16 protein-coding genes are annotated in these 21,387 nt (G+C 42.8%); 12 read left to right on the forward strand and 4 right to left on the reverse strand.

Annotated features, from left to right (window positions below):
• Window positions 1-56: 56 nt before the first annotated feature.
• From rbfA to XBJ1_RS01650, 6 genes are all read left to right on the forward strand, one after another.
• Window positions 57-467: a 30S ribosome-binding factor RbfA gene (gene rbfA, locus XBJ1_RS01625; RefSeq protein ID WP_012986978.1), complete on the forward strand. Its 411-nt coding sequence runs from the start codon at window positions 57-59 to the stop codon at window positions 465-467.
• Entirely contained in the window at window positions 467-1,414 is a 948-nt protein-coding gene (gene truB / locus XBJ1_RS01630) for a tRNA pseudouridine(55) synthase TruB (RefSeq protein WP_012986979.1), read from the forward strand. Before rbfA ends, truB begins: the two co-directional genes overlap by 1 nt.
• A 204-nt stretch (window positions 1,415-1,618) precedes the next feature.
• Window positions 1,619-1,888, forward strand: a complete 270-nt coding sequence (gene rpsO / locus XBJ1_RS01635; protein ID WP_012986980.1) for a 30S ribosomal protein S15 — start codon at window positions 1,619-1,621, stop codon at window positions 1,886-1,888.
• A 237-nt stretch (window positions 1,889-2,125) separates the two neighbouring features.
• A complete protein-coding gene (pnp, locus tag XBJ1_RS01640) occupies window positions 2,126-4,270 on the forward strand; it encodes a polyribonucleotide nucleotidyltransferase (protein WP_012986981.1) in 2,145 nt (714 codons plus the stop codon).
• 129 nt (window positions 4,271-4,399) lie between these two features.
• Window positions 4,400-5,284 (forward strand): lipoprotein NlpI, encoded by an 885-nt coding sequence (gene nlpI, locus XBJ1_RS01645; protein WP_012986982.1) that lies wholly within the window; start codon window positions 4,400-4,402, stop codon window positions 5,282-5,284.
• Window positions 5,285-5,454: 170 nt separating this feature from the next.
• Window positions 5,455-7,443 carry a DEAD/DEAH family ATP-dependent RNA helicase gene (locus tag XBJ1_RS01650; protein WP_012986983.1) on the forward strand — a complete coding sequence of 663 codons (1,989 nt, stop codon included), beginning with the start codon at window positions 5,455-5,457 and terminating at the stop codon, window positions 7,441-7,443.
• Window positions 7,444-7,548: 105 nt separating this feature from the next.
• Here XBJ1_RS01650 and btsR read toward each other — a convergent pair whose 3' ends face one another.
• The 3 genes from btsR to XBJ1_RS01665 form a co-directional block, all read right to left on the reverse strand.
• Window positions 7,549-8,268 (reverse strand): two-component system response regulator BtsR, encoded by a 720-nt coding sequence (gene btsR / locus XBJ1_RS01655; RefSeq protein WP_012986984.1) that lies wholly within the window; start codon window positions 8,266-8,268, stop codon window positions 7,549-7,551.
• Window positions 8,269-8,270: 2 nt separating this feature from the next.
• On the reverse strand, window positions 8,271-9,968 hold the full coding sequence (locus XBJ1_RS01660; protein WP_012986985.1) for a sensor histidine kinase: 1,698 nt from the start codon (window positions 9,966-9,968) through the stop codon (window positions 8,271-8,273).
• A gap of 175 nt (window positions 9,969-10,143) precedes the next feature.
• Window positions 10,144-13,131 (reverse strand): inverse autotransporter beta domain-containing protein, encoded by a 2,988-nt coding sequence (locus XBJ1_RS01665; protein WP_012986986.1) that lies wholly within the window; start codon window positions 13,129-13,131, stop codon window positions 10,144-10,146.
• Between the two features lie 890 nt (window positions 13,132-14,021).
• On the opposite strand from XBJ1_RS01665, the gene XBJ1_RS01670 reads away from it, so the two are divergent.
• The 4 genes from XBJ1_RS01670 to XBJ1_RS01685 all read left to right on the forward strand — a co-directional run bounded on the left by XBJ1_RS01670 (window position 14,022) and on the right by XBJ1_RS01685 (window position 17,615).
• Window positions 14,022-14,615 (forward strand): tyrosine-type DNA invertase, encoded by a 594-nt coding sequence (locus tag XBJ1_RS01670; protein WP_012986987.1) that lies wholly within the window; start codon window positions 14,022-14,024, stop codon window positions 14,613-14,615.
• A 1,148-nt stretch (window positions 14,616-15,763) separates the two neighbouring features.
• On the forward strand, window positions 15,764-15,997 hold the full coding sequence (locus tag XBJ1_RS01675) for an FG-GAP repeat protein (RefSeq protein WP_012986988.1): 234 nt from the start codon (window positions 15,764-15,766) through the stop codon (window positions 15,995-15,997).
• On the forward strand, window positions 15,987-16,775 hold the full coding sequence (locus XBJ1_RS01680) for an SDR family NAD(P)-dependent oxidoreductase (protein ID WP_012986989.1): 789 nt from the start codon (window positions 15,987-15,989) through the stop codon (window positions 16,773-16,775). Before XBJ1_RS01675 ends, XBJ1_RS01680 begins: the two co-directional genes overlap by 11 nt.
• 54 nt (window positions 16,776-16,829) lie before the next feature.
• Window positions 16,830-17,615 carry an SDR family NAD(P)-dependent oxidoreductase gene (locus XBJ1_RS01685; protein ID WP_012986990.1) on the forward strand — a complete coding sequence of 262 codons (786 nt, stop codon included), beginning with the start codon at window positions 16,830-16,832 and terminating at the stop codon, window positions 17,613-17,615.
• A 48-nt stretch (window positions 17,616-17,663) separates the two neighbouring features.
• Here XBJ1_RS01685 and XBJ1_RS01690 read toward each other — a convergent pair whose 3' ends face one another.
• Window positions 17,664-18,572 (reverse strand): LysR family transcriptional regulator, encoded by a 909-nt coding sequence (locus XBJ1_RS01690; protein WP_012986991.1) that lies wholly within the window; start codon window positions 18,570-18,572, stop codon window positions 17,664-17,666.
• Between the two features lie 124 nt (window positions 18,573-18,696).
• Between XBJ1_RS01690 and XBJ1_RS01695 the strand changes: the two genes are divergently transcribed.
• Both XBJ1_RS01695 and XBJ1_RS01700 read left to right on the forward strand, forming a co-directional pair.
• On the forward strand, window positions 18,697-19,872 hold the full coding sequence (locus XBJ1_RS01695; protein ID WP_012986992.1) for an MFS transporter: 1,176 nt from the start codon (window positions 18,697-18,699) through the stop codon (window positions 19,870-19,872).
• Between the two features lie 524 nt (window positions 19,873-20,396).
• Window positions 20,397-21,386: an iron-containing redox enzyme family protein gene (locus XBJ1_RS01700; protein WP_012986994.1), complete on the forward strand. Its 990-nt coding sequence runs from the start codon at window positions 20,397-20,399 to the stop codon at window positions 21,384-21,386.
• Window position 21,387 lies beyond the last annotated feature (1 nt).

Here is a 21,387-nt window from a genome sequence, read left to right on the forward strand (position 1 = left end):
GATTCATTCCATTCTTGGGGGGCTTTATGCCCCCCAAAATGTCAGGAGATAAAACAATGGCAAGAGAATTCAGCCGAACTCAGCGCGTTGCACAGGAAATGCAAAAAGAAATTGCCATCATTTTACAGCGCGAAGTTAAAGATCCCCGTATCGGTATGGCAACAGTCTCTGGTGTTGAGGTTTCCCGTGATCTGGCTTATGCCAAAGTATTTGTGACTTTTTTGAATGTGTTGGTCGAAGGGCAAGATTCGGATATGGTTAACGTGGGCATTAAGGCCTTGAATGAAGCTTCTGGTTTTATTCGTTCCTTGCTGGGCAAAGCCATGCGTCTGCGTGTTATCCCTGAACTGACGTTCTCTTACGACAGCTCTCTGGTAGACGGAATGCGCATGTCAAACCTTGTCACTAAAGTCGTGAAAAACGATGAGCAGCGTCGTGTTTCTACGGATCACAACGAGGAAAAGTGATGGGGCGTCGTCGTAGGGGCCGTGCGATACACGGCGTATTGCTGCTGGATAAGCCGCAGGATATTTCCTCTAATGATGCGTTACAGAAAGTAAGGCGGATCTTCGATGCCAGCAAAGCGGGTCATACGGGTGCGCTAGATCCACTGGCTACCGGAATGCTGCCAATTTGCCTTGGTGAAGCGACCAAATTTTCCCAGTTCCTGCTGGATTCTGACAAACGCTATCGGGTAATTGCCCGTTTGGGACAGCGCACAGACACTTCGGATTCACATGGAAAAGTCATTTGTGAACGTGAAGTGCAGATTACCCAGCCCCAGCTTGCAGCCGCATTGGATACATTCCGTGGTGATACCATGCAGGTTCCTTCCATGTATTCTGCGCTGAAACATCAGGGAAAACCGCTGTATGAATATGCCCGTCAGGGAATTGCAATTGAGCGGGAAGCGCGTCCGATTACTGTTTACGAATTGCAGTTCATTCGCTGGGAAGGTGATGAGCTAGAGCTGGAAATACACTGTTCCAAGGGAACGTATATCCGTACTATCATTGATGATTTAGGCGAACTATTGGGCTGTGGTGCGCATGTAATTTATCTGCACCGTTTGCAGGTTGCCAATTATCCTACTCATAGAATGGTGACACTGGAACAGTTGCATGAATTAAAAAAACAGGCTGAAGAACAAGAAGTTGATGCGGGAGAATTGCTCGATCCATTGTTACTGCCAATGGATACAGCGGTCGCACATTTTCCAGTCATTCAGTTGGCATCAGTTGTTGCTGCTTATCTTAAGCAGGGGCAGCCAGTTCGCAGTAAACACAGTTTAACATCCGGTGAATGGGTGAGAGTCACTGAAGGGGATGAAAACAAATTCATCGGCATCGCGGTGATTGATGATGGTGGCTTGGTGGCTCCGCGTCGTCTGGTGGTAGAAATAGAACAATTATAAAAACTAATCGCATAAATTGTGTGGTTTAAAACAGGCAATTTGGTACAGATAAGAAACAGGCAAATTGTACTGGAACGTGGAAATGATGATCACTGGGCTGTCTTGCGCTTCCCCTATTTGCAGCGTAGAATAGCGCGTCTATATGTGAGTTGCTGAATTAGAGATCGGCACTCATGATTTTTAATCTATATTTGGAGTTATACTATGTCTCTAAGCACTGAAGCAAAAGCGCAAATCGTTGCTGAGTTTGGCCGTGGCACTAATGACAGTGGTTCTAGCGAAGTTCAGGTTGCCCTGCTGACCGCTCAAATCAACCACCTGCAAGGCCACTTTTCAGAGCACAAAAAAGATCACCACAGCCGTCGTGGTCTGCTGCGCATGGTTGCACAGCGTCGTAAGCTACTGAACTACCTGAAGCGCAAAGATCTTGCACGTTATACTGCACTGATCGAGCGTCTGGGACTGCGTCGCTAATTGATGAGTTTCAGTGAAAAGGGGCCTAATAGGGCCCCTTTTCTTCTAGGAAGCGGAACGTTAAAAACTTAAGTTCTGTTTCTGAAATTTTAACCTCTTCCGTTACAGGGACTCGCGCGGCTAATGAGAGTGCTTAAGGGAATTAAGTGTTGTCATTAGTCGTGAGGGTGTAGCAAAAAGAGAATGTCTATTGTTGCTGATATTTAGAGTCGGCAACACTAACCAAGGAATATGATTTTGCTGAATCCGATTGTTCGTAAATTCCAGTATGGTCAGCATACAGTGACCATTGAAACAGGCATGATGGCTCGTCAGGCGACAGCAGCCGTTATGGTAAATATGGATGACACTGCGGTATTTGTTACCGTTGTTGGCCAGAAAAAAATGAAAGCAGGTCAGGATTTCTTCCCACTGACCGTTAACTATCAGGAGCGTACTTACGCTGCTGGTCGTATTCCAGGAAGTTTCTTTCGCCGTGAAGGCCGTCCAGGTGAAGGTGAAACCCTTGTTGCCCGTTTGATTGACCGTCCTCTGCGCCCACTGTTCCCAGAAGGTTTTCTGAACGAAGTTCAAATCATCGCAACAGTTGTTTCTGTTAATCCACTGGTGAACCCTGATATCGTTGCCATGATTGGTGCATCCGCTGCACTGGCACTGTCAGGCATTCCATTCAATGGCCCAATTGGTGCTGCACGCGTCGGTTACATCAACGATCAGTACGTGTTGAACCCAACCAGTGATGAACTGAAAAACAGCCGTTTAGATTTAGTGGTTGCGGGTACAGCAGGCGCGGTATTGATGGTCGAATCTGAAGCGGAGCTGCTGACTGAAGAGCAGATGCTGGGTGCCGTTGTCTTTGGTCACGAACAGCAGCAGATTGTGATTGATCACATCAATGCGTTAGTTGCTGAAACGGGTAAAGAGAAGTGGGACTGGGCACCAGAATCTATCAACCAGCCACTGCATGATCGCGTTGCTGAACTGGCAGAAAGCCGTCTGGGTGATGCTTACCGTATTACCGAAAAACAAGAACGTTACGCTCAGGTTAATACCATCAAAGAAGAAGTTTCTGCGATTATCGTTGCAGAAGCAGTAGAAAAAGGTGTTGAACTGGAAAAATCAGAAGTTCTTGACGTTCTGTCTGTTCTGGAGAAAAACGTCGTTCGTGGCCGTGTCCTGCGTGGTGAGCCTCGTATTGACGGCCGTGAAAAAGACATGGTTCGCGCACTGGACGTTCGTACTGGTGTACTGCCACGTACTCACGGTTCATCCCTGTTCACCCGTGGGGAGACTCAGGCGTTAGTTGCAGCGACACTGGGTACTGAGCGTGATGCCCAAGTTATTGATGAACTGATGGGCGAACGAGCCGATCGCTTCCTGTTCCATTACAACTTCCCTCCGTACTCTGTTGGTGAAACGGGTATGGTCGGCTCACCAAAACGTCGTGAAATTGGTCACGGTCGTCTGGCGAAACGTGGTGTTTTGGCTGTAATGCCAACCGCTAACGAATTCCCATATACTATTCGCGTAGTGTCTGAAATTACCGAATCTAACGGTTCTTCTTCTATGGCTTCTGTCTGTGGTGCTTCACTGGCACTGATGGATGCTGGTGTACCTATTAAGGCTGCTGTTGCTGGTATCGCTATGGGTCTGGTGAAAGAAGGGGATAACTTTGTTGTTCTGTCTGATATTCTGGGTGACGAAGATCATCTGGGTGACATGGACTTTAAAGTCGCGGGTAGCCGTGATGGTATCAGCGCATTGCAGATGGATATCAAAATTGAAGGTATCACCAGCGAAATCATGCAGGTTGCTCTGAATCAAGCCAAAGGTGCTCGTCTGCACATTCTTGGCGTGATGGAACAGGCTATCCAAAGCCCACGTAATGATATCTCTGAATTTGCGCCACGCATTCACACCATTAAGATCAATCCAGACAAGATCAAAGATGTGATTGGTAAAGGCGGTTCAGTGATCCGTGCACTGACAGAAGAAACTGGTACAACCATCGAAATCGAAGATGATGGTACTGTGAAGATTGCAGCCACTGACAGTGATAAAGCCCATCACGCTATCAGACGTATCGAAGAGATTACTGCTGAGGTTGAAGTTGGCCGCATTTATAACGGTAAAGTGACCCGTATTGTTGACTTCGGTGCGTTCGTTGCTATTGGTGGTGGTAAAGAAGGTCTGGTACATATTTCTCAGATTGCAGATAAGCGTGTTGAGAAAGTGACAGACTATCTGCAACTCGCTCAGGAAGTGCCTGTCAAGGTACTGGAGATCGACCGTCAGGGTCGTATTCGTCTGAGTATGAAAGAAGCTGTGACCAATATCACTACCGATGAAGCACTACAATCACCAGAATCATCAGTAGAATAAATTTGACGTAAAGAACGGCGTCCTGTAAAAAGGGCGCCGTTTAGTCAATTTTGGGCAGGACGCCTGAAATATACAATGTGGGTGGAGTAACAGGGCATTCTGATTAATGTCTGACTTCGGGAGTAGGAAATGAATTCTTTTCTGCGCTGGTGTTATGTTGCGGTTATCTTTCTCCTTGTGGGATGTGGCAGCACTGGATGGCGTAAAAATGAAATGATTGCTATTCCATTACAACCGACATTGCAACAAGAGGTTATCCTGGCTCGTATGGAACAAATACTTGCCAGTCGCTCTCTTACAGAAGATGAGTATGCACAGCTTTTATATGAGAGAGGTGTGTTGTATGATAGCCTCGGGCTGAGGGCATTGGCGCAGAATGATTTTTCAGTGGCTTTGTCTATCCGTCCTGATATTCCTGAAATTTTCAATTATTTAGGGATTTATTTTACGCAGGCAGGCAATTTTGATGCTGCCTATGAAGCGTTTGATTCTGTTTTAGAGCTTGATCCAACTTACAACTACGCGCGAATGAATCGCGGCATTACACTGTATTATGGTGGCCGCTATCGTTTAGCGCAGGATGATCTGCAGGCGTTTTATCAAGACGATCCAAATGATCCCTTCCGTTCGTTGTGGTTGTACCTTGTGGAAGATAAAATCGATCCCAAGGTTGCAATGACCAATTTGTCACGCCATTTTGACAAAGCGAACCGGGGGCTATGGGGCTGGAATATTGTTGAGTTCTATTTAGGCAAAATCAGTGAAAAAACACTGATGGATCGCCTGAAGGAGAATTCATCAGATAACACTTCGCTCGCTGAGCATCTCAGTGAAACTGACTTCTATTTAGGTAAGCATTACCTAAGTCTGGGGGATGAGGATAACGCGGTTGCGTTATTCAAGCTGACGGTAGCTAACAATGTCCATAATTTTGTTGAGCACCGCTATGCATTGTTGGAATTAGCGCTGCTAGGCCAGAGACAAGATGACCTATCGGAATCGAACCAACAATAGCTGACGAACATTTTCATGACAGATTTTTAAGTCCACATCTTGATAGGTGGGGGCTTGTTTGTTCGTTTAATAACATAATTTGAGCCAGTTCACATTTTAAATGAAAATGATAGAAATTCTTTTCACTGTGTTATGTAGACTGGCCGCCACGATTAATAAGGCACCATTACATGACCACTGAGACTGAAATCTCTTTTGCTGATTTAGGTTTATCAGCACCTATTCTTGCTGCATTGGGAGACATGGGCTATGAGAAGCCTTCCCCTATTCAACAACAATGTATTCCTCACCTGTTAAACGGTCGTGATGTGCTGGGTATGGCACAGACCGGTAGTGGTAAAACTGCAGCATTTAGCTTGCCTTTGCTGCACAATATTGATGCTGAGCTTAAAGCTCCACAGATCCTTGTGTTAGCGCCAACCCGTGAACTGGCGGTACAGGTTGCTGAAGCATGTTCAGAGTTTTCCAAGCAAATGCGTAGCGTAAATGTTGTTGCACTCTACGGTGGACAGCGTTACGACGTGCAATTGCGTGCACTGCGTCAAGGGCCACAGGTTGTGGTAGGCACGCCGGGTCGTCTGTTGGATCACCTGAAACGTGGTACTTTGGATCTGTCCAACCTGAAAGGTCTGGTACTGGATGAAGCCGACGAAATGCTGCGCATGGGCTTTATCGAAGATGTTGAGAACATCATGAGCCAGATCCCTGCTGAGCACCAGACTGCATTGTTCTCAGCAACTATGCCTGAAGCGATTCGTCGTATTACTCGTCGTTTCATGAATGATCCACAGGAAGTTCGTATTCAGAGCAGTGTGACGACTCGTCCAGATATCAGCCAAAGCTACTGGTCTGTACATGGCGTGCGTAAAAACGAAGCGCTGGTACGTTTCCTTGAAACAGAAGATTTTGACGCTACGATTATTTTCGTGCGTACCAAAAATGCAACGCTGGAAGTAGCAGAAACCCTGGAACGTCATGGTTATAACTCTGCGGCATTGAATGGTGACATGAATCAGGCGCTGCGTGAGCAGACACTGGAACGTTTGAAAGACGGCCGTTTGGATATCCTGATTGCGACAGATGTAGCGGCTCGTGGTCTGGATGTTGAGCGCATCAGTCTGGTCGTGAACTACGATATCCCAATGGATGCGGAATCATATGTACACCGTATCGGCCGTACTGGTCGTGCTGGTCGTGCTGGCCGTGCTCTGCTGTTTGTTGAAAACCGCGAGCGTCGTCTGCTGCGTAACGTTGAACGTACCATGAAACTGACCATCCCAGAAGTTGAACTGCCGAATGCAGAACTTCTGAGCCAGCGTCGTCTGGAGAAATTTGCGGCTAAGGTTCAGCAGCAACTGGAAAGCAGCGATCTGGATCAATATCGTGCCCTGTTGTCTAAACTGAGCACTAACGATGAGCTGGATATGGAAACGCTGGCAGCGTCATTGCTGAAAATGGCACAGGGTGAGCGCCCACTGATTCTGCCACCAGACCCAGTTCGTCGTCCTCGTCGTGAATTCAATGATCGTGATGACCGTCGCCGTGATGGTTTCAGCAGTCGTGAAAGAAATGACAGAGGTGACAGAAACGACCGTGGCGACAGAGCTGACCGTGGCGACAAAGGTGATCGTCCGCGCCGCGAACGCCGTGATGTGGGAGACATGGAACTGTACCGCATTGAAATAGGTCGTGATGATGGTGTTGAAGTGCGTCACATTGTTGGTGCAATCGCCAACGAAGGTGATATCAGCAGCCGTTATATCGGTAATATCAAGCTGTTCGCTACTCACTCCACCATTGAGCTGCCAAAAGGAATGCCGGGGGATTTGCTGTCTCACTTCACACGTACCCGCATCCTGAACAAGCCACTGAATATGCAGTTGATGGGTGATGCACAACCGTTTGAACGTCGCGAACGTCGTGGCGGTGGTAGTGGTCGCACTGGTAACGGTAGCAACGCTAGCAATGGCGGTAATGGTAGCACTGGCGGTAACGGTAGCAACGGTGGTAATGCACCACGTCGTGATCGTGAGGGTTTTGGTAATGGTGGTCGTCGTTTTAGCACTGAACGCCGTGGCGATCGTGTTAATTCCCGTGGCCGCAGTGGTGATGAGAGCAATAGCGCACCACGTCGTCGTCAAAACAGCGGCAACGCATAAGCTGATAAGACACAGTGCATTGAAATAATGCCTTGAAGATAAAGCCCCTTTTCCTAACAGAGAAGGGGCTTTTTAATATTGAAGACATTATGCCCGGAAAAATGATTAATTTAACCCCAGAACTTCTTTTAGTGGTTTTAAATACCGGCGACTGACTGGGATATGCTCATTATTTCGTAACACCAGTTCTGCCTGTCCATTTTCTCCAAAAATGATTTCCCGCAAATGAGTCATATTGACCAGATATTGGCGATGGCAGCGAGTCAAAGAAGTCCGGGTTTCTAGCGTACGCAGGGTTAACTCGGTAAAACCTTCCTGTTTATTGGCGCTCATCACATAAACTCCACTCAAGCGTGAGGTGACATACAGCACCTCATCTAACTGCATCAGCCATATCCGGTTGTGCCCTGTACAGGGAATATATTTAAGCGGTTCATCTTCCTGTTGCAGATCTGCCAGATTTTGCTTCTGATAGCCTGAACGCAGTCGCTGCAACGTTTTGCTCAGACGCTCCTTTTCCGGTGGTTTCAGCAAATAATCAAACGCGTGTTCTTCAAAGGCTTGCACTGCGTATTCATCAAAGGCCGTGAGAAAAACAATATAAGGGCGATGCTCAGGGTCAAGCAGCCCCACCATTTCAAGCCCGGTAATGCGGGGCATCTGAATATCGAGGAAAACCACATCCGGTTTCAGGCGATGGATAGCACCAATCGCTTCCACCGCGTTGGCACACTCACCGATGATTTGAATATCCGTTTCCTCTTCTAGCAGGTAACGCAGATTCTCTCGAGCCAGTGGTTCATCATCAACAATCAATACATTCATATTTACACTGCTTTGTCAGTTTCTTTTTCCAATGGTAAACATAAAATGACACGGGTAAATTTTTCTGGTTGGCAATCAACACGCATACCATAGCGCTCACCATAGCGAAGCCGAAGACGTTTATCTACCAGACTCATTCCAAGTCCATCCCCTATTTTTTTTAGACAATAAAGTCCTGCATTATCTTCAATCTCAACCAGTAATAAATTAGCTTTCTGATGGGCTCGGATAGTAACTCGGCCTGTATCCAGTAACTGTGAAGTGCCATGTTTTATGGCGTTTTCTACCATGGGTTGCAGGGAAAAGGCGGGCAATTTTGCGCAGCGCAGGGATTCAGGTATCGCTATGGCAATCTGGAGACGCTCACGGAAACGGGCTTTCTCTATTTGTAAGTAAGCATTCACATGCTCTATCTCATTTTCCAGCGTGGCAATTTCCTCTGGTCGTTTCAGATTCTTGCGGAAAAATGTTGAAAGATATTGTACAAGCTGCCCGGCCTGCTGGCTATCCCGCCGGATCACCGCCTGTAACGTATTTAAGGCATTAAATAAAAAGTGAGGATTTACTTGCGCGTGAAGTAGCTTTACTTCTGATTGCAGCAAAGATTGCTTGTTCCGCTCGTATTGTCCGGCAAGAATTTGGGCAGAAAGCAGGCTGGCAATGCCCTCACCTAATGTACGATTGATTGAACTGAATAGACAATTCTTAGCTTCATAAAGTTTGATGGTGCCAATCACCTGTTGGTTTTCTCCCCGTAAAGGGATCACCAAAGCCGAGCCGAGTTTACAGATTGGGCTGAGAGAGCAGCGATAGGGCGTTTCATTACCATCGGCATACACGACTTCATTATTTTCTATCGCACGGTGTGATTGCTCGGAAACAATGGGAGTACCAGACAAATGGTGATCGGAGCCAATGCCGATAAACGCCAGTAATTTATCCCTGTCGGTGATTGCAACCGCCCCGATCTCTAACTCCTGATAAATAACCTTTGCTACGCGCATACTGTTATCCTCATTGAACCCTTTACGCAGTATTCCTTCTGTACAGACGGCGATTTTCAGGGCTTGGGCAGAAAAGGCGCTGGTATATTTTTCAAAGATGGCGCGCCTGTCGAGCAGTATCCGAATGAACATGGCCGCTCCGATGCTATTGGCAATGATCATGGGAGCGGCGATATTTTTCACCAACTTAAGAGCATCACTGAACGGATTGGCAAGCAGCAGGATAATGCTCATCTGGATACATTCAGCCAGGAAGGTGACGATGGCGGCAGTCCACGGATTCAGCAGCTTATTGATTTGTCCCCGCTTCATCAGATAACTGTGTACAAGGCCGCCCAGTATGCCTTCTACAATAGTGGACACCATACAACTAAACGCGGTCATTCCACCAAGGGAATAGCGGTGTAATCCCCCGGTGAATCCTACCATAGCCCCGACCGCCGGCCCGCCGAGAAAGCCACCCAGTACAGCACCGATGGCGCGGGTATTGGCGATGGAATCATTGACACTCAATCCAAAATACGTCCCCATAATGCAAAAAATGGAGAAAATGACATAACACATCAGCTTATGTGGCAAGCGAACGGAAACTTGCAGCAGGGGGATAAACAGAGGCGTTTTACTCAGCAGCCAGGCGATAACCAAATAGACACACATTTGCTGAAGTAGTAACAAAACAAGATTAAATTCATGCATATTTTTCTATTTTCATTATGTGATTAATTTTTATAAATAAATTTAGAGCGCCATTATCAAAGGTTAAATTTAAGCCCGTCAATAGGACATTGGGAAGAGAAAGTCATTCTGTTGAGAAGATAGAGGATGAGCCGCCCCTTTGAGAGGCGGGTGTGTATGTCAAATATTAATTGTTTTACTGACGACAAATGACATAATCGCTGACAATGTTGTCCTCAATGGGATGTGCAAATCCATTGTCTATATTCACGGCAATATGCACTTTGTTACCCTCTGCAGGCGTTGAAGAACGATAAGAGCGATGTTGTGGCCAGCCGTGCAGATCGTGCATTTCATTTGCCGAATATGCACGATACAGGCTCTGTAAGTCCTCTTGTGTTGGCAAATTGGCATGTATTTTTCCGCAGTACCATTCAGCGCCTTTGTAAACCCGACGTGGCCATATCTCACCGCTTTCAAAAAATGTGGCCAACCCTTTCATCTTTCCTTTCAGTTCAACTTGCAACTGAGGGCGCATAAAGACAGCGCCATTGGCACCCATTACTGATTCGGACATATGTCCCCAAAAGTTTGCCAGAGGGGTATCGGGGCTGGTCGGGACGGTAAAGATGAGCTCCTGAGTTTTAGGTTTTGCAGAACCATATGCTGTTATCTTAAAAGAAGTTTTTACACCGTTCCCGTTTGGATCGGTGATAGGAATAGACAGTACGCCCTGCTCATCTGTCACGCCTTGATAAAGAGCAGGTTTGCCGCCTATCAGCACGGTAATCGTCTGAGGTTTATTCTGGCGGTTTATTGCTTGGGTCGCTTGCACCTCAACGGCCACATTTCTGACGGGTTGCCCGTGATTGAATGTCTGTACGGTCAAAGTTATTGTGTTGCTTTTTTTAGTATTATCAGTATTCACTGTGGCAGCGATATCATCCGCAATCCCTCTGACTTTTCCGCCTTCACTGCCGCCGTGAGTACGGTTGCCACTCTCTTGGCTCATGCTGGTATTAACAATCATAGTATTCCCGATGAGTCCAAGACCATTTTGTGCCTGCACTGCAACGGCTTTTACCCGGCCAGCATCTGACAGTTCCAATGTATAGTTAGGGAGCTTGCCTGATTCGACGATCGTATGACTGTTAGTAATATCGATATTACCTTTGTCACCCCATACATAGCGGGATTTATCCACTTTTTCGCCCCCATTAGGGTTAAAAGTATAAGTTGCACTCAATTTTTGCCCGATCTCCAATTTACCAACAATAGTCAGATTTTTGACAAACGGTGCGTCAGGATGCACAAATGTGATTTTTAATGGTTTGATATGAACTCCATCCACTTCAGGCGTAATTTTTAGTATCCCTATTTTTTTTCCAGCCGTGAGTATGGCTTCATAGACACCTGGTTGAGTTTCTTTTATTTTTCCGATCGTCGGATCGCTGCCTTCTCCACCCAACTGATTAGTAACCCATTTGATATCGTCGGCAACATCACGGATTGGCTTACCCTCTTTATCCTCTAAGGTTAATTTCAGCATGGTGGTGGCACGGTCATCAGCCAGCAGTTCATTATCTTTTGCTGTGAAAGTGGACTTATTGTCACGTACTGCGGCTGGCAGCACCTGTACTTGAGTTTCTACCCGCTGAGAAGCATTGCCGTGCTCATCATAGGCCACGGCACTGAGAATATAAGTATTGTTGCCCTGATGGTGGTATTCCGGCAGAGTCAGCAGATAATGAGAACCGCCTTGGCGCTCGATCTCACCCCCATCGGCAAACAGGTTTACGGCTTCCCACTGAATATTTTTCAGACCATATTTACTGACCACGGTAAGGTGAAGCGGCTTGATATCACCAGCATGTCCGGTAATCAGACGGTCCATTGTAAGATGGATAACTTCACGCTTGCGGTATTCCAGAACAATCTGGTTATTGCGGTCGACCAGATCATAGCGACTGCCTTGCAGGGTGCGCTTGAAATCCGTGGCATCGGGATCAATTTGCTTCTCCCATGGTGTACCTATTTCATAGTTCAACTCTATATTGAACAGGGTTTCTCCACCACCGGAAGTATTTTGCTTCCGATCAATGCCGAAAGTCAGCAATGGGATCGGCGTATAATTAATTCCTACGGTGAAGGCAGAAGGATCTTTCTGGCGATGATTTTGATTGAGTAACCCAACTTCATCCCCGAAGTAATGTTCATACATCAACTTGCCACCGAGTTGTGGCAAAGCAGGTACATAGCCCTGAATCCGCAGGTCAAAGCCATTAGCCGGGCGCTCATCGTAATCGGTCAGAAGAGGGGATTCTTTCCAATTGCTTAAGCGAAAGTAACCATTAGCACCCAGCTTCAGATAATCGCGGGCATATTCAGCACCAAGCCCTATTCGGGTATTCTCTCCGGTAAAGTCATAGTCAAAAAAGGCGTTGTATCCCAGCATTCCGCCGTCAAAGAAACGGCGTTGTCCAACACCGAGATTGATGGTATTGCGTTTATCCAGCCGACGCAGGCCGAATTGGGTGAACGTCAGTTGGTTCTTTGTATCATACAGGGGGAGTAGCATATCAAGCTGACTGCCATCTAATCGACCCCGATCACTTATATTTATCTGTACCCGTGCGGTGCCGTAGTGCCCCAGCCAATTCTGAATCTGCTGATTGACTTCACTGACTGCGAGACCGTTTAACTGAATTTTTGCGCTATTGCTTATGTCATTACTTTTCAACACATCGCCAACGCGAATAGCGGCATTAGACAGACGGCTATTTGTCTCATCTTTGCTGTCAGATTCGTCTAACGGAGAATAATTACAAGGCAGAAATTTATTGAGGCGAGGTCGGGGTACATCAATTTCATCACCGATACCCAATGTTGAAAAGGGTTTGCTAAAGGTACGCAATTGATTGATTTTTTTTAGATCATCGACGGTTAGGCTATAACGTTTAGCTATTAAATCGATCGTTTCCCCGGATTTCAGGATATAAGGTTTTATCGGTAGTGCCGTCAATTGTTGATCGTGAGAAGTCGTATGCGTTTTGGCTGCGGCGATAATGGGAGTAAATGTACCTGCTACTGGAAACGCCAGTTGGATGATAATGTTCGCCCAAGCCATTCGTTTCAGCAAAGGATACTGATTCTGTGGCCACGACTTATCGAATTTTCTGTGCATAGCTATACCTATAACAATAAAAAAACGCCAGTAATGCCGAAAATAGAATGCTGACCAGACGACATTGGCTGACTTGATACATCATAAGGCAGTTAACAAAATCTATTAATTAGTTAATGATTGGGTTATTTGTCTGATTTATGTCTTATATGTAGATTTTTATTCCAACATAAAATCATTTTTTGATCAATATAACTTTTGTTAGCAAACATATTAAATATAATGGAGATCAAGAAGAAGGATTTGATGGTTTTATGAAGAGTATCTTTTGATGGTAAAGATATGTTTTTTTAATTAATTTAATTAAAACATATAGTTATGTATTTATTACTCAATTGGCTGGGTATCCTGGAGAGGATAAAATAAAAACAACTTTAAATATAAATAAATATGATCAATTAAAACGGTGTGATTAATTGCTACTAATTTTTGTTTTCATTTACCAATGGCAGACAGCCCAATTTTGTCTATGAATTGTTCTATTTGACGCATAGGTTAAAATTATTTTTTATCTCTCACGATCAAACAACGAGTATTGCGTTATTTTTGAGATTAAAAAATAGACACAAAATAATATTGCTAATTTATTATGTAAGTCTGACTACACTGTTCATTGCTTTTTATAATTATTTATTGTGCTTTTTGTGATTTAGGTTTTATTTATATTCTGCAAAATTTCAAATAGGTCATATACTTACTCAAGCTAAAAATTTTGACGTAACAGATTGAAAAATGATCTCCAAACCATTGTTTACTGATGCTCATTGATCAGAGGGAAGTTTATTGCCATAAAACGGAAAACATAAAAAAATTTTTGTTGTGCTGACATTCTGCTCAAACAGAATGTATTTAATTAAAGTAGTGCTGGATTCGCTTTATTGGAGATAGTCATGAGAAAATATATAACACAAGACGAATGGAATCGTGTTTTTTCTGTATTAAACAATGGTACAAATAAAGAGCGCGATCAGTGTCTGCTATACTTAACTTATATTCATGGCCTACGTGTGAGTGAGTTGACTTCATTAAAAGTCTCCGATATCGATATCGCAGGGAAAACCATTTATATAAAGCGGTTAAAAAATGGATTTTCGACAACACACCCTATCTCAAAAACAGAAAAAGAACTTATCTTAAAATGGCTTAAAATCAGAAATAACAACTCGGTATATTGCGCTTCTTTGTGGCTGTTTCCTTCACGAAAAGGCGGAAAATTATCACGTCAGTGGGTTCATGTTTTAATGGGGCGATACGGAGAACAGGCGGGTTTATCCATTAGGTTGCACCCACACAAGTTGCGACACTCCTGCGGGTTTGAATTGGCTAATCAAGGATTAGATACCCGGCTGATTCAGGATTATTTGGGGCATCGTAATATTCGTCACACCATGCATTACACTGCCAGCAATCCAGAACGGTTTCAGAAAGCCTGGCAGCAGAATCAACAATTGAAAATTGATAGTGGTAAATATCCTGCCCCTTGATAACCGATTAAATTTAAAGCTACTCTATGATCACACCTGCATTTTTCTTTTAAATGGGCGTATCAATTTTTTTCCGAAAACAACATATATTGCCTGAATAGGGCGAATATTCTAACAGCACATAAATAAAAAATAGACCGGAAGATCACCATGATCTGTCCGGTTTTGTAGCTATTTTACACTAATGGTATCGATAAATTTAAGGAATAAGAAATGATATTTTTATAAAAAATAATTTTACTCCCAGCTATTAACTATTTGTTTGATATTATTCTATAGGGTAATTATCAGTATTTATTTACACGAAATTTGATAATGCACAGATGATATTTATTTTTATATTGTCCTAATGTCAATTAAGTACACTATTAGCAGTAAGAAATACTGATTGGAATGAATAACACGACAAAATAGCATCTATTTATTCTGTCAAATCGTTATATAAGCATTATTTTAAATAGTGATAAAATTGTAATATGAAATTTTACTGTATGATTAGTCATTATCCGTATAGTTGATTTCATCATCTCATTTGTAATGCATATCTATTTTGAATAAAAATAAATAATACCGATGTTAATTAATTTTTATTGGAAATAATTACCATTGATATGGTAATTATTGTTACACATCGTTGCTGTTTAATTATTTCTATAGTGACTATTTTGTAGTGAGGTATTTTACACGGAGATTAATCTGCATGTGTCATCTTCATTCTAGGTTTTCTGGATCATTTTTCATCCGGGGCGTTCATCGGGATATCAGCGCTACGATTGTCATAACTTGCGATCCGTTGAGTGATTTTGGATTACTGAGTAGCCCGTAAAACTGGACGAAGTTCCTTTCAGGTGATCGATTTTTTTGAAAAATAATTTATAAGATACTTCAAACCTGAGAAATGTCACCATAAGGAATGAATGCCAAAAATTGAAAATTAAATCAATGAGATTTTATTGTTTCTATTCTAAATTATATATGATGATTTTAAATTTATGATCTCATTATTTCATAACCATTTATTATTATCTTATTTTTTATTTTTATATAGAGTCTTGTGATGTATATTCATGACGAAAATTCATAATAGAAGTTCTTATATTGTAATGCAAATTTCCATGTATTTAAGTTAATATCATAAAGTTATAGAAATGCGTAAAGATGAACACTTTGATCCAATTCTTATATCCACCGGGCAGCATGATGAGATGTTATATTTTACTCTTTCGGTAGCGGCGGCGGACTTCAATCAAGATGGAAAGTTTGACTTCGCAACTATTGCCTATTCGGTGCCAAATTATTTTGTCGCAAAACAAGCACGAATCGTTGTACATATTAACCAGATCAAACGAGATGTTGCTGTAGGAGATACTGATGGAGCGTAGTTTAGCGGGTAAAGCAGTAATCATCACTGGGGCAGGTTCAGGTATTGGGCTTGCTGCTACCACGGAATTTTTAAATGCGGGGGCGTATGTTATAGGAGCGGATATTAACCTTGAGAAACTTTATGAGTTGCAGAGAGGGGAATACCTATTTCCTTATCAGTTTAATGTCAGAGATCCCTCAGATATTGATGGTCTTATCAATACAGCCATCAGCCAATTTGGGAAGATAGATATCCTGATTAATAATGCTGCATTAGTAGAACCGAGGAAAAGTTTTCTTGATGTAACCGATGACGACTGGAATTCTACAATCGAAACCAATCTGCTTGGTTACATCCGAATGGCTCGCGGTGTACTACCTTATATGTGCAATCAGAAAAAGGGTATTTTACTCCATATCGCTTCTGAAGCAGCATTAATGCCAAATTTGATTCTCCCTGATTACAGTATCTTGAAATCTTCAGTTCTAACTCTGTCTAAGGTGATATCAAGGGAGTTTGGAAAATATGGCATTCGATCTAATGTTATTTCTCCAGCTTTTATTCATACCTCTATCTACGATAAACCTGAAGGATTGATAACTCAGCTTGAACAAAAGTATAAAGTTGGACGTGAAGAAGCATTGCAACGTTATATTGAAGAAGTTGATATCGCTGTTGGTCGGTTAGGGCAACCTGAAGAAGTGGCGGTTTTACTCTTATTTTTGGCCTCAGAATCTGCTGCATTCATTACTGGGGCAAATTATTTAGTCGATGGCGGAGTGACTCCTTTTATCTAATTAAAAAATAGGTTAAGACTCATTTTGGCTGACAGAAGATGAATAGAGGGTTATATGAATATAAATTTAAAAGGGAAAATTGCATTAGTAACAGGTTCTACAGCAGGGATTGGATTAGCTATTGCTCAGGGTATGCATAAGGCTGGTGCTTCTGTCATTTTGAATGGAAGAAGTGAAGAGAGGCTCATACAGGCGGTTAATAAATTTAACTGCTTGGATCGCGTTTTTACTGTAGCTGCTGATGTTGGCACCAAAGAAGGCTGTGAACTCATTAACAAAAATTTTCCGGATATTGATATTCTGGTTAATAACGCCGGAATTTTTTCTCCTAAGCCAATTTTTGAAATTAGCGATGATGAATGGATTAATTATTTTAATATTAATGTCCTAAGTGGAATTCGTCTGGCACGTTCATACATTCCACTTATGATTGGGAAACGATGGGGACGTGTGGTATTCATCTCAAGTGAGTCAGCCTTACAAATCCCGGTAGAAATGCCACATTATGGCCTGACCAAGACGGCTCAAGTCGCAGCAGCAAGAGGATTCGCACAAGCTGCTACAGGAACAGGAGTCACTGTCAACAGCGTTTTACCTGGACCCACTGAAAGTGAAGGGGTAGAGCGATTTGTCAGAGAACTTATCACGGACCCAACACTTTCAATGGAAGAAGCAGGAAAACGCTTTATTGAAACAGCACGTCCCGCATCGTTGCTGGGTCGGTTAGCCACTGCTGAAGAAGTCGCCAATGCTGTTCTCTTTTTAGCTTCACCACTCGCTTCTGCAATAACGGGTACTGCCCTGCGTGTTGATGGTGGCGTCATTCAAAGTATTTTGTAAGATGGCAGGAACAAGTCGGGATGATTATCAGTTTACCGGCTTGTTCAGCTATTTTTCCCACGGGGGAATTCTCCATTCCTCGGTGAGAAACTCGATGAAGCTTTTGATACGCTGCGGAACAGGCCGTTTCCCGGCTCTCACTAGATTAATTGGCGAGGTTTCTTCTTGCCATTCCGGCAGTATCTGGATGAGTTTTTTTGCGCGAATTAAATCGACTACATCCCATGTTTCTCGCAGTGCTATACCTAAACCTGCCGTACACCAAGTTCGCAAGACATCACCATTATTAGCGATTAAATCACTTGAGAGTGAGATAGCTTTAGTGCCTTTCCTATCGTGTAGTGACCATATTGTACTCTTATTTCCGGAGGCGGAAAAAAGCAGGCAATGATGGTTAATCAGCTCTTCTGGGTGCTGAAGTTCGCCATGCAGTCTGAGGTAATCAGGTGATGCGACTAAAATTCGTTTGTTATCTGTTAAGCGTCTGGCAATTAAACCTGAATCAGTTAAATTTGCGACTCTGATAGCTAAATCCATCTCAACTTTATAAAGATCAACAATTTTATCTGTCAAATGCAAGATGAATCCTACTGATGGATATTTTTTTCTAAACTCTGCAATTGCTGCCGCGACATAAGTTCGACCAAGCGGTACTGGCGCGGTAAGTCTAATCAAACCTGTGAGAGATTCACTTCCATCCTTGGCAATTTCAGTCGCTTCTTCCACCAGTGTCAGCGCCGCCCTCACTTTTTCAGCGATTGCTTTGCCTTCAGGAGTAATGCGCAATGAACGGGTACTTCGTACAAAGAGAACTACGCCAAGATTTTTCTCCAGACGTGCAATCTGTTTACTGACAGTGGTGGGAGACAGTCCCAAGGCTTGAGCGGTAGCAGTGAAACTGCCTGTGTCGATGATTCTGATAAATACACTTAGATCTTCAAGGTTACGAAGTACCACTAGTGACGTCCTATCATAAGTTTTTATCCATTATGAATATTTATTGCACTAAATGGAAGCCTGATACTGGTGACTTACTTTGAATTCAGGTTGGCGCGTTTTGAGCGTATAAGGAGAATTTTTAATGCCATTCGTGATATACGTATTTTCGCTTTGTGCATTCGCGATAGGGTTTACGGAGTTCATCACTATTGGGCTGATATCGGTGATGTCAGCAAATCTTGACGCAGATGTAACCAGTATCGGGTTAACGGTGACAGCCTATGCATTAGGTGTTGTGATCGGGGCACCTATTTTGACGGCACTGGCATCTAATTGGTCGAGGAAACGCTTACTTCTTACCGCAATGTTGGTATTTACTATTGGAAATCTGATAGCAGCTGCATCAGCAAATTTGGCTCTTCTTTTAGCTGCACGTTTGTTATCTGGTTTGGCACACGGGGTCTTTTTTGCTGTGGCTTCCGGTGTTGCGACTCGGCTGGTTCCATCTGAACGTGCCGGAACAGCCCTCGCTTTGGTATTCGGTGGTGTTACCATTGCCATGTCTTTAGGGGTGCCGGCAGGAACTTGGCTTGGTAGTATATTGGATTGGCGAGTGATATTTTTAATTATCTCAGCCTGCGGGTTGCTGGGAACGCTTGGTATTGGATTTAAAATGCCAAAAGATGCCGGAGAACAGATTGTGAAGACATCTGCTAGCTGGCGCCATCTAACCATACTTTTTGATCGACGTTTACTGGCAGGGGCGAGCGTTCCAATGCTTTCCTATACCGCTTCTTTTGCTTTGTACACCTTTATTACCCCTATACTACTGAGTATTACAGGGGTAAGTGTTGAAACAGCCAGTGGAGTATTGCTTGCTTATGGTATTGGTGCTGCTGTTGGTACGGTTTGGGGTGGGCGATTGACTGATCGACAAGGAATGGATCTCGCATCACTGATTCTTCTTGTCGGTATTGCGGTTGTGCTTGCCGCTATGAGTTTCAGTCTGACCCATTCTCTACTGATGATTGGCTTGACGGCTCTACTCGGATTGGCCACTTATGGAGCAATTCCGCCATTGCAGTCAAGGATACTCATGCTGGCGAAACGTCACACACCCTATGCAATGGATATCGCGTCAGGAATGAATATCGCGGCTTTTAATGCTGGGGTCGTTTTAGGCTCTGTGATTGGTGGCGCGACAGTACGAGAGTGGGGATTAGAAACATTAACATGGATAGGGGCAGTGACGGGTGTATTGGCTATCGTATCCCTTGTCTGGCAAATGGTTATTCCATCTATGCGTGAGCAACGCTGAATCACGATAATTATTCCATTAAACTCTCCCCCAGCATATTATTTGCCGACCTCTGTACTATAGGGTCGGCTTTAATCAATAGATTGAAGTGGAAATCTGTTACATCGCGTCAATGAGGAATTGCGTAATATTCCATTTCGTATCAGGAATTTTTTCTAATGAAATTTATAAAATAAAGTCATTATTTGTTTTTATTATTTATTTAAATGATTTCACTAATTCTGATTATTATATATTTAATAGTGATGCTGTTTTTAATATAAGCATTACATTTGTTTGTGATCTGTATCTTAAATTTTAACAAAATGTTAAATCTGGTTTGATCTTTGAAATTTATATAAGTAATGTACAATTGTCTGATTGGTTCAGACAATCAAACTAGACCAAGGAGATAACTTATGAACATGAAAAAAGTAAGTAAAAAAAGTAATAAAAAATTAGGTGGAGTAATGTGCGGCTAATTTTTTGAGTTGGAGCCAGCATATTTGCTGGCTCTATATTTCATTTAATCTAGGAGCCTCATTATGGCTAGTAAGAATTATTTAGAAACACCTAAATTTATTCATAATTTATGGACTCAAAATGAAGACGATGAATATTACTTGCGTTTTACCAAAGGGTTATATGAAGTAGACAAAAATGATGCAAGAGATTTTATGACAATACGCGGATATTGCACTGGGAATAATACAATAACAGATATTCATGAAAAAACAGGAATGCCAAAAGATAGAATAGTTGACATAATTTCATCTCTTCATGAAATAGGAATGTTAAGGAATGAAGAAATTGTCAGTGAAGAAAATTTTTTTGATAAGATCATTATTGCCTGTGAGATGTGGGCAGAGCAAATAGAAGAGACACATTTATTCAATAAGTTTTTATATGGTGACGTGAGCTATAATGTCTTGCTAGGTTTTATGCTGGAAAACTACCATTATATTAAATTATTTCCGGAAACAATATCTTCTGCTATAAAAAACACGACAAATGAGAGTGTGAAAAATATATTGGAAGAGTATCGGTTACAGGAAGCTGGACATGAAATATTTATGTTGAGATGTTTATTAAAAATGGGAATGAGAAAAGAGGAAGTAGAAACGTCGATTCCTTTAGTCTCGACTTCAAATCTTATTAATATGATGAAATATTTGTTTGGTAAATATCCTGAATCTGTATTTCTGGTGGCAAAAGTTATTGAATCTCATGATTATGATGAAAATGAAGTAAAGATTGCTATTGATAATATTAATAAAACGTATAACCTTAAACAAGGTACGCTGGAACCTTTCTTTGAGCACTCTAAGATAGATTATGAACTTGGGCATTCTCAGCTTCTGGAAAAAGCTAAATCACTAATTAATTTCAATGATGTTGATAAAGTTTCATATGTTCTAAATGCAATTCATGATATTAAACATGCTATTGACTTGCAATGCTTAGAAATAGAGGAGTATTATACAAAGCAAGGGAATTATATACCTCGACAACGAGTAGACTATTTCGGTGTTTAAC

The sequence above is a fragment of the Xenorhabdus bovienii SS-2004 genome, assembly GCF_000027225.1.
In the GTDB taxonomy this organism is placed as follows: Bacteria; Pseudomonadota; Gammaproteobacteria; order Enterobacterales; family Enterobacteriaceae; genus Xenorhabdus; species Xenorhabdus bovienii_C.

Excerpts from the sequence above, each read along its gene's own strand:
- rbfA (WP_012986978.1), top strand. The coding sequence starts at position 57 with ATGGCAAGAGAATTCAGCCGAACTCAGCGCGTTGCACAGGAAATGCAA.
- truB (WP_012986979.1), top strand. The coding sequence starts at position 467 with ATGGGGCGTCGTCGTAGGGGCCGTGCGATACACGGCGTATTGCTGCTG.
- rpsO (WP_012986980.1), top strand. The coding sequence starts at position 1,619 with ATGTCTCTAAGCACTGAAGCAAAAGCGCAAATCGTTGCTGAGTTTGGC.
- nlpI (WP_012986982.1), top strand. The coding sequence starts at position 4,400 with ATGAATTCTTTTCTGCGCTGGTGTTATGTTGCGGTTATCTTTCTCCTT.
- XBJ1_RS01650 (WP_012986983.1), top strand. The coding sequence starts at position 5,455 with ATGACCACTGAGACTGAAATCTCTTTTGCTGATTTAGGTTTATCAGCA.
- btsR (WP_012986984.1), bottom strand. The coding sequence starts at position 8,268 with ATGAATGTATTGATTGTTGATGATGAACCACTGGCTCGAGAGAATCTG.
- XBJ1_RS01660 (WP_012986985.1), bottom strand. The coding sequence starts at position 9,968 with ATGCATGAATTTAATCTTGTTTTGTTACTACTTCAGCAAATGTGTGTC.
- XBJ1_RS01665 (WP_012986986.1), bottom strand. The coding sequence starts at position 13,131 with ATGCACAGAAAATTCGATAAGTCGTGGCCACAGAATCAGTATCCTTTG.
- XBJ1_RS01670 (WP_012986987.1), top strand. The coding sequence starts at position 14,022 with ATGAGAAAATATATAACACAAGACGAATGGAATCGTGTTTTTTCTGTA.
- XBJ1_RS01675 (WP_012986988.1), top strand. The coding sequence starts at position 15,764 with ATGCGTAAAGATGAACACTTTGATCCAATTCTTATATCCACCGGGCAG.
- XBJ1_RS01680 (WP_012986989.1), top strand. The coding sequence starts at position 15,987 with ATGGAGCGTAGTTTAGCGGGTAAAGCAGTAATCATCACTGGGGCAGGT.
- XBJ1_RS01685 (WP_012986990.1), top strand. The coding sequence starts at position 16,830 with ATGAATATAAATTTAAAAGGGAAAATTGCATTAGTAACAGGTTCTACA.
- XBJ1_RS01695 (WP_012986992.1), top strand. The coding sequence starts at position 18,697 with ATGCCATTCGTGATATACGTATTTTCGCTTTGTGCATTCGCGATAGGG.
- XBJ1_RS01700 (WP_012986994.1), top strand. The coding sequence starts at position 20,397 with ATGGCTAGTAAGAATTATTTAGAAACACCTAAATTTATTCATAATTTA.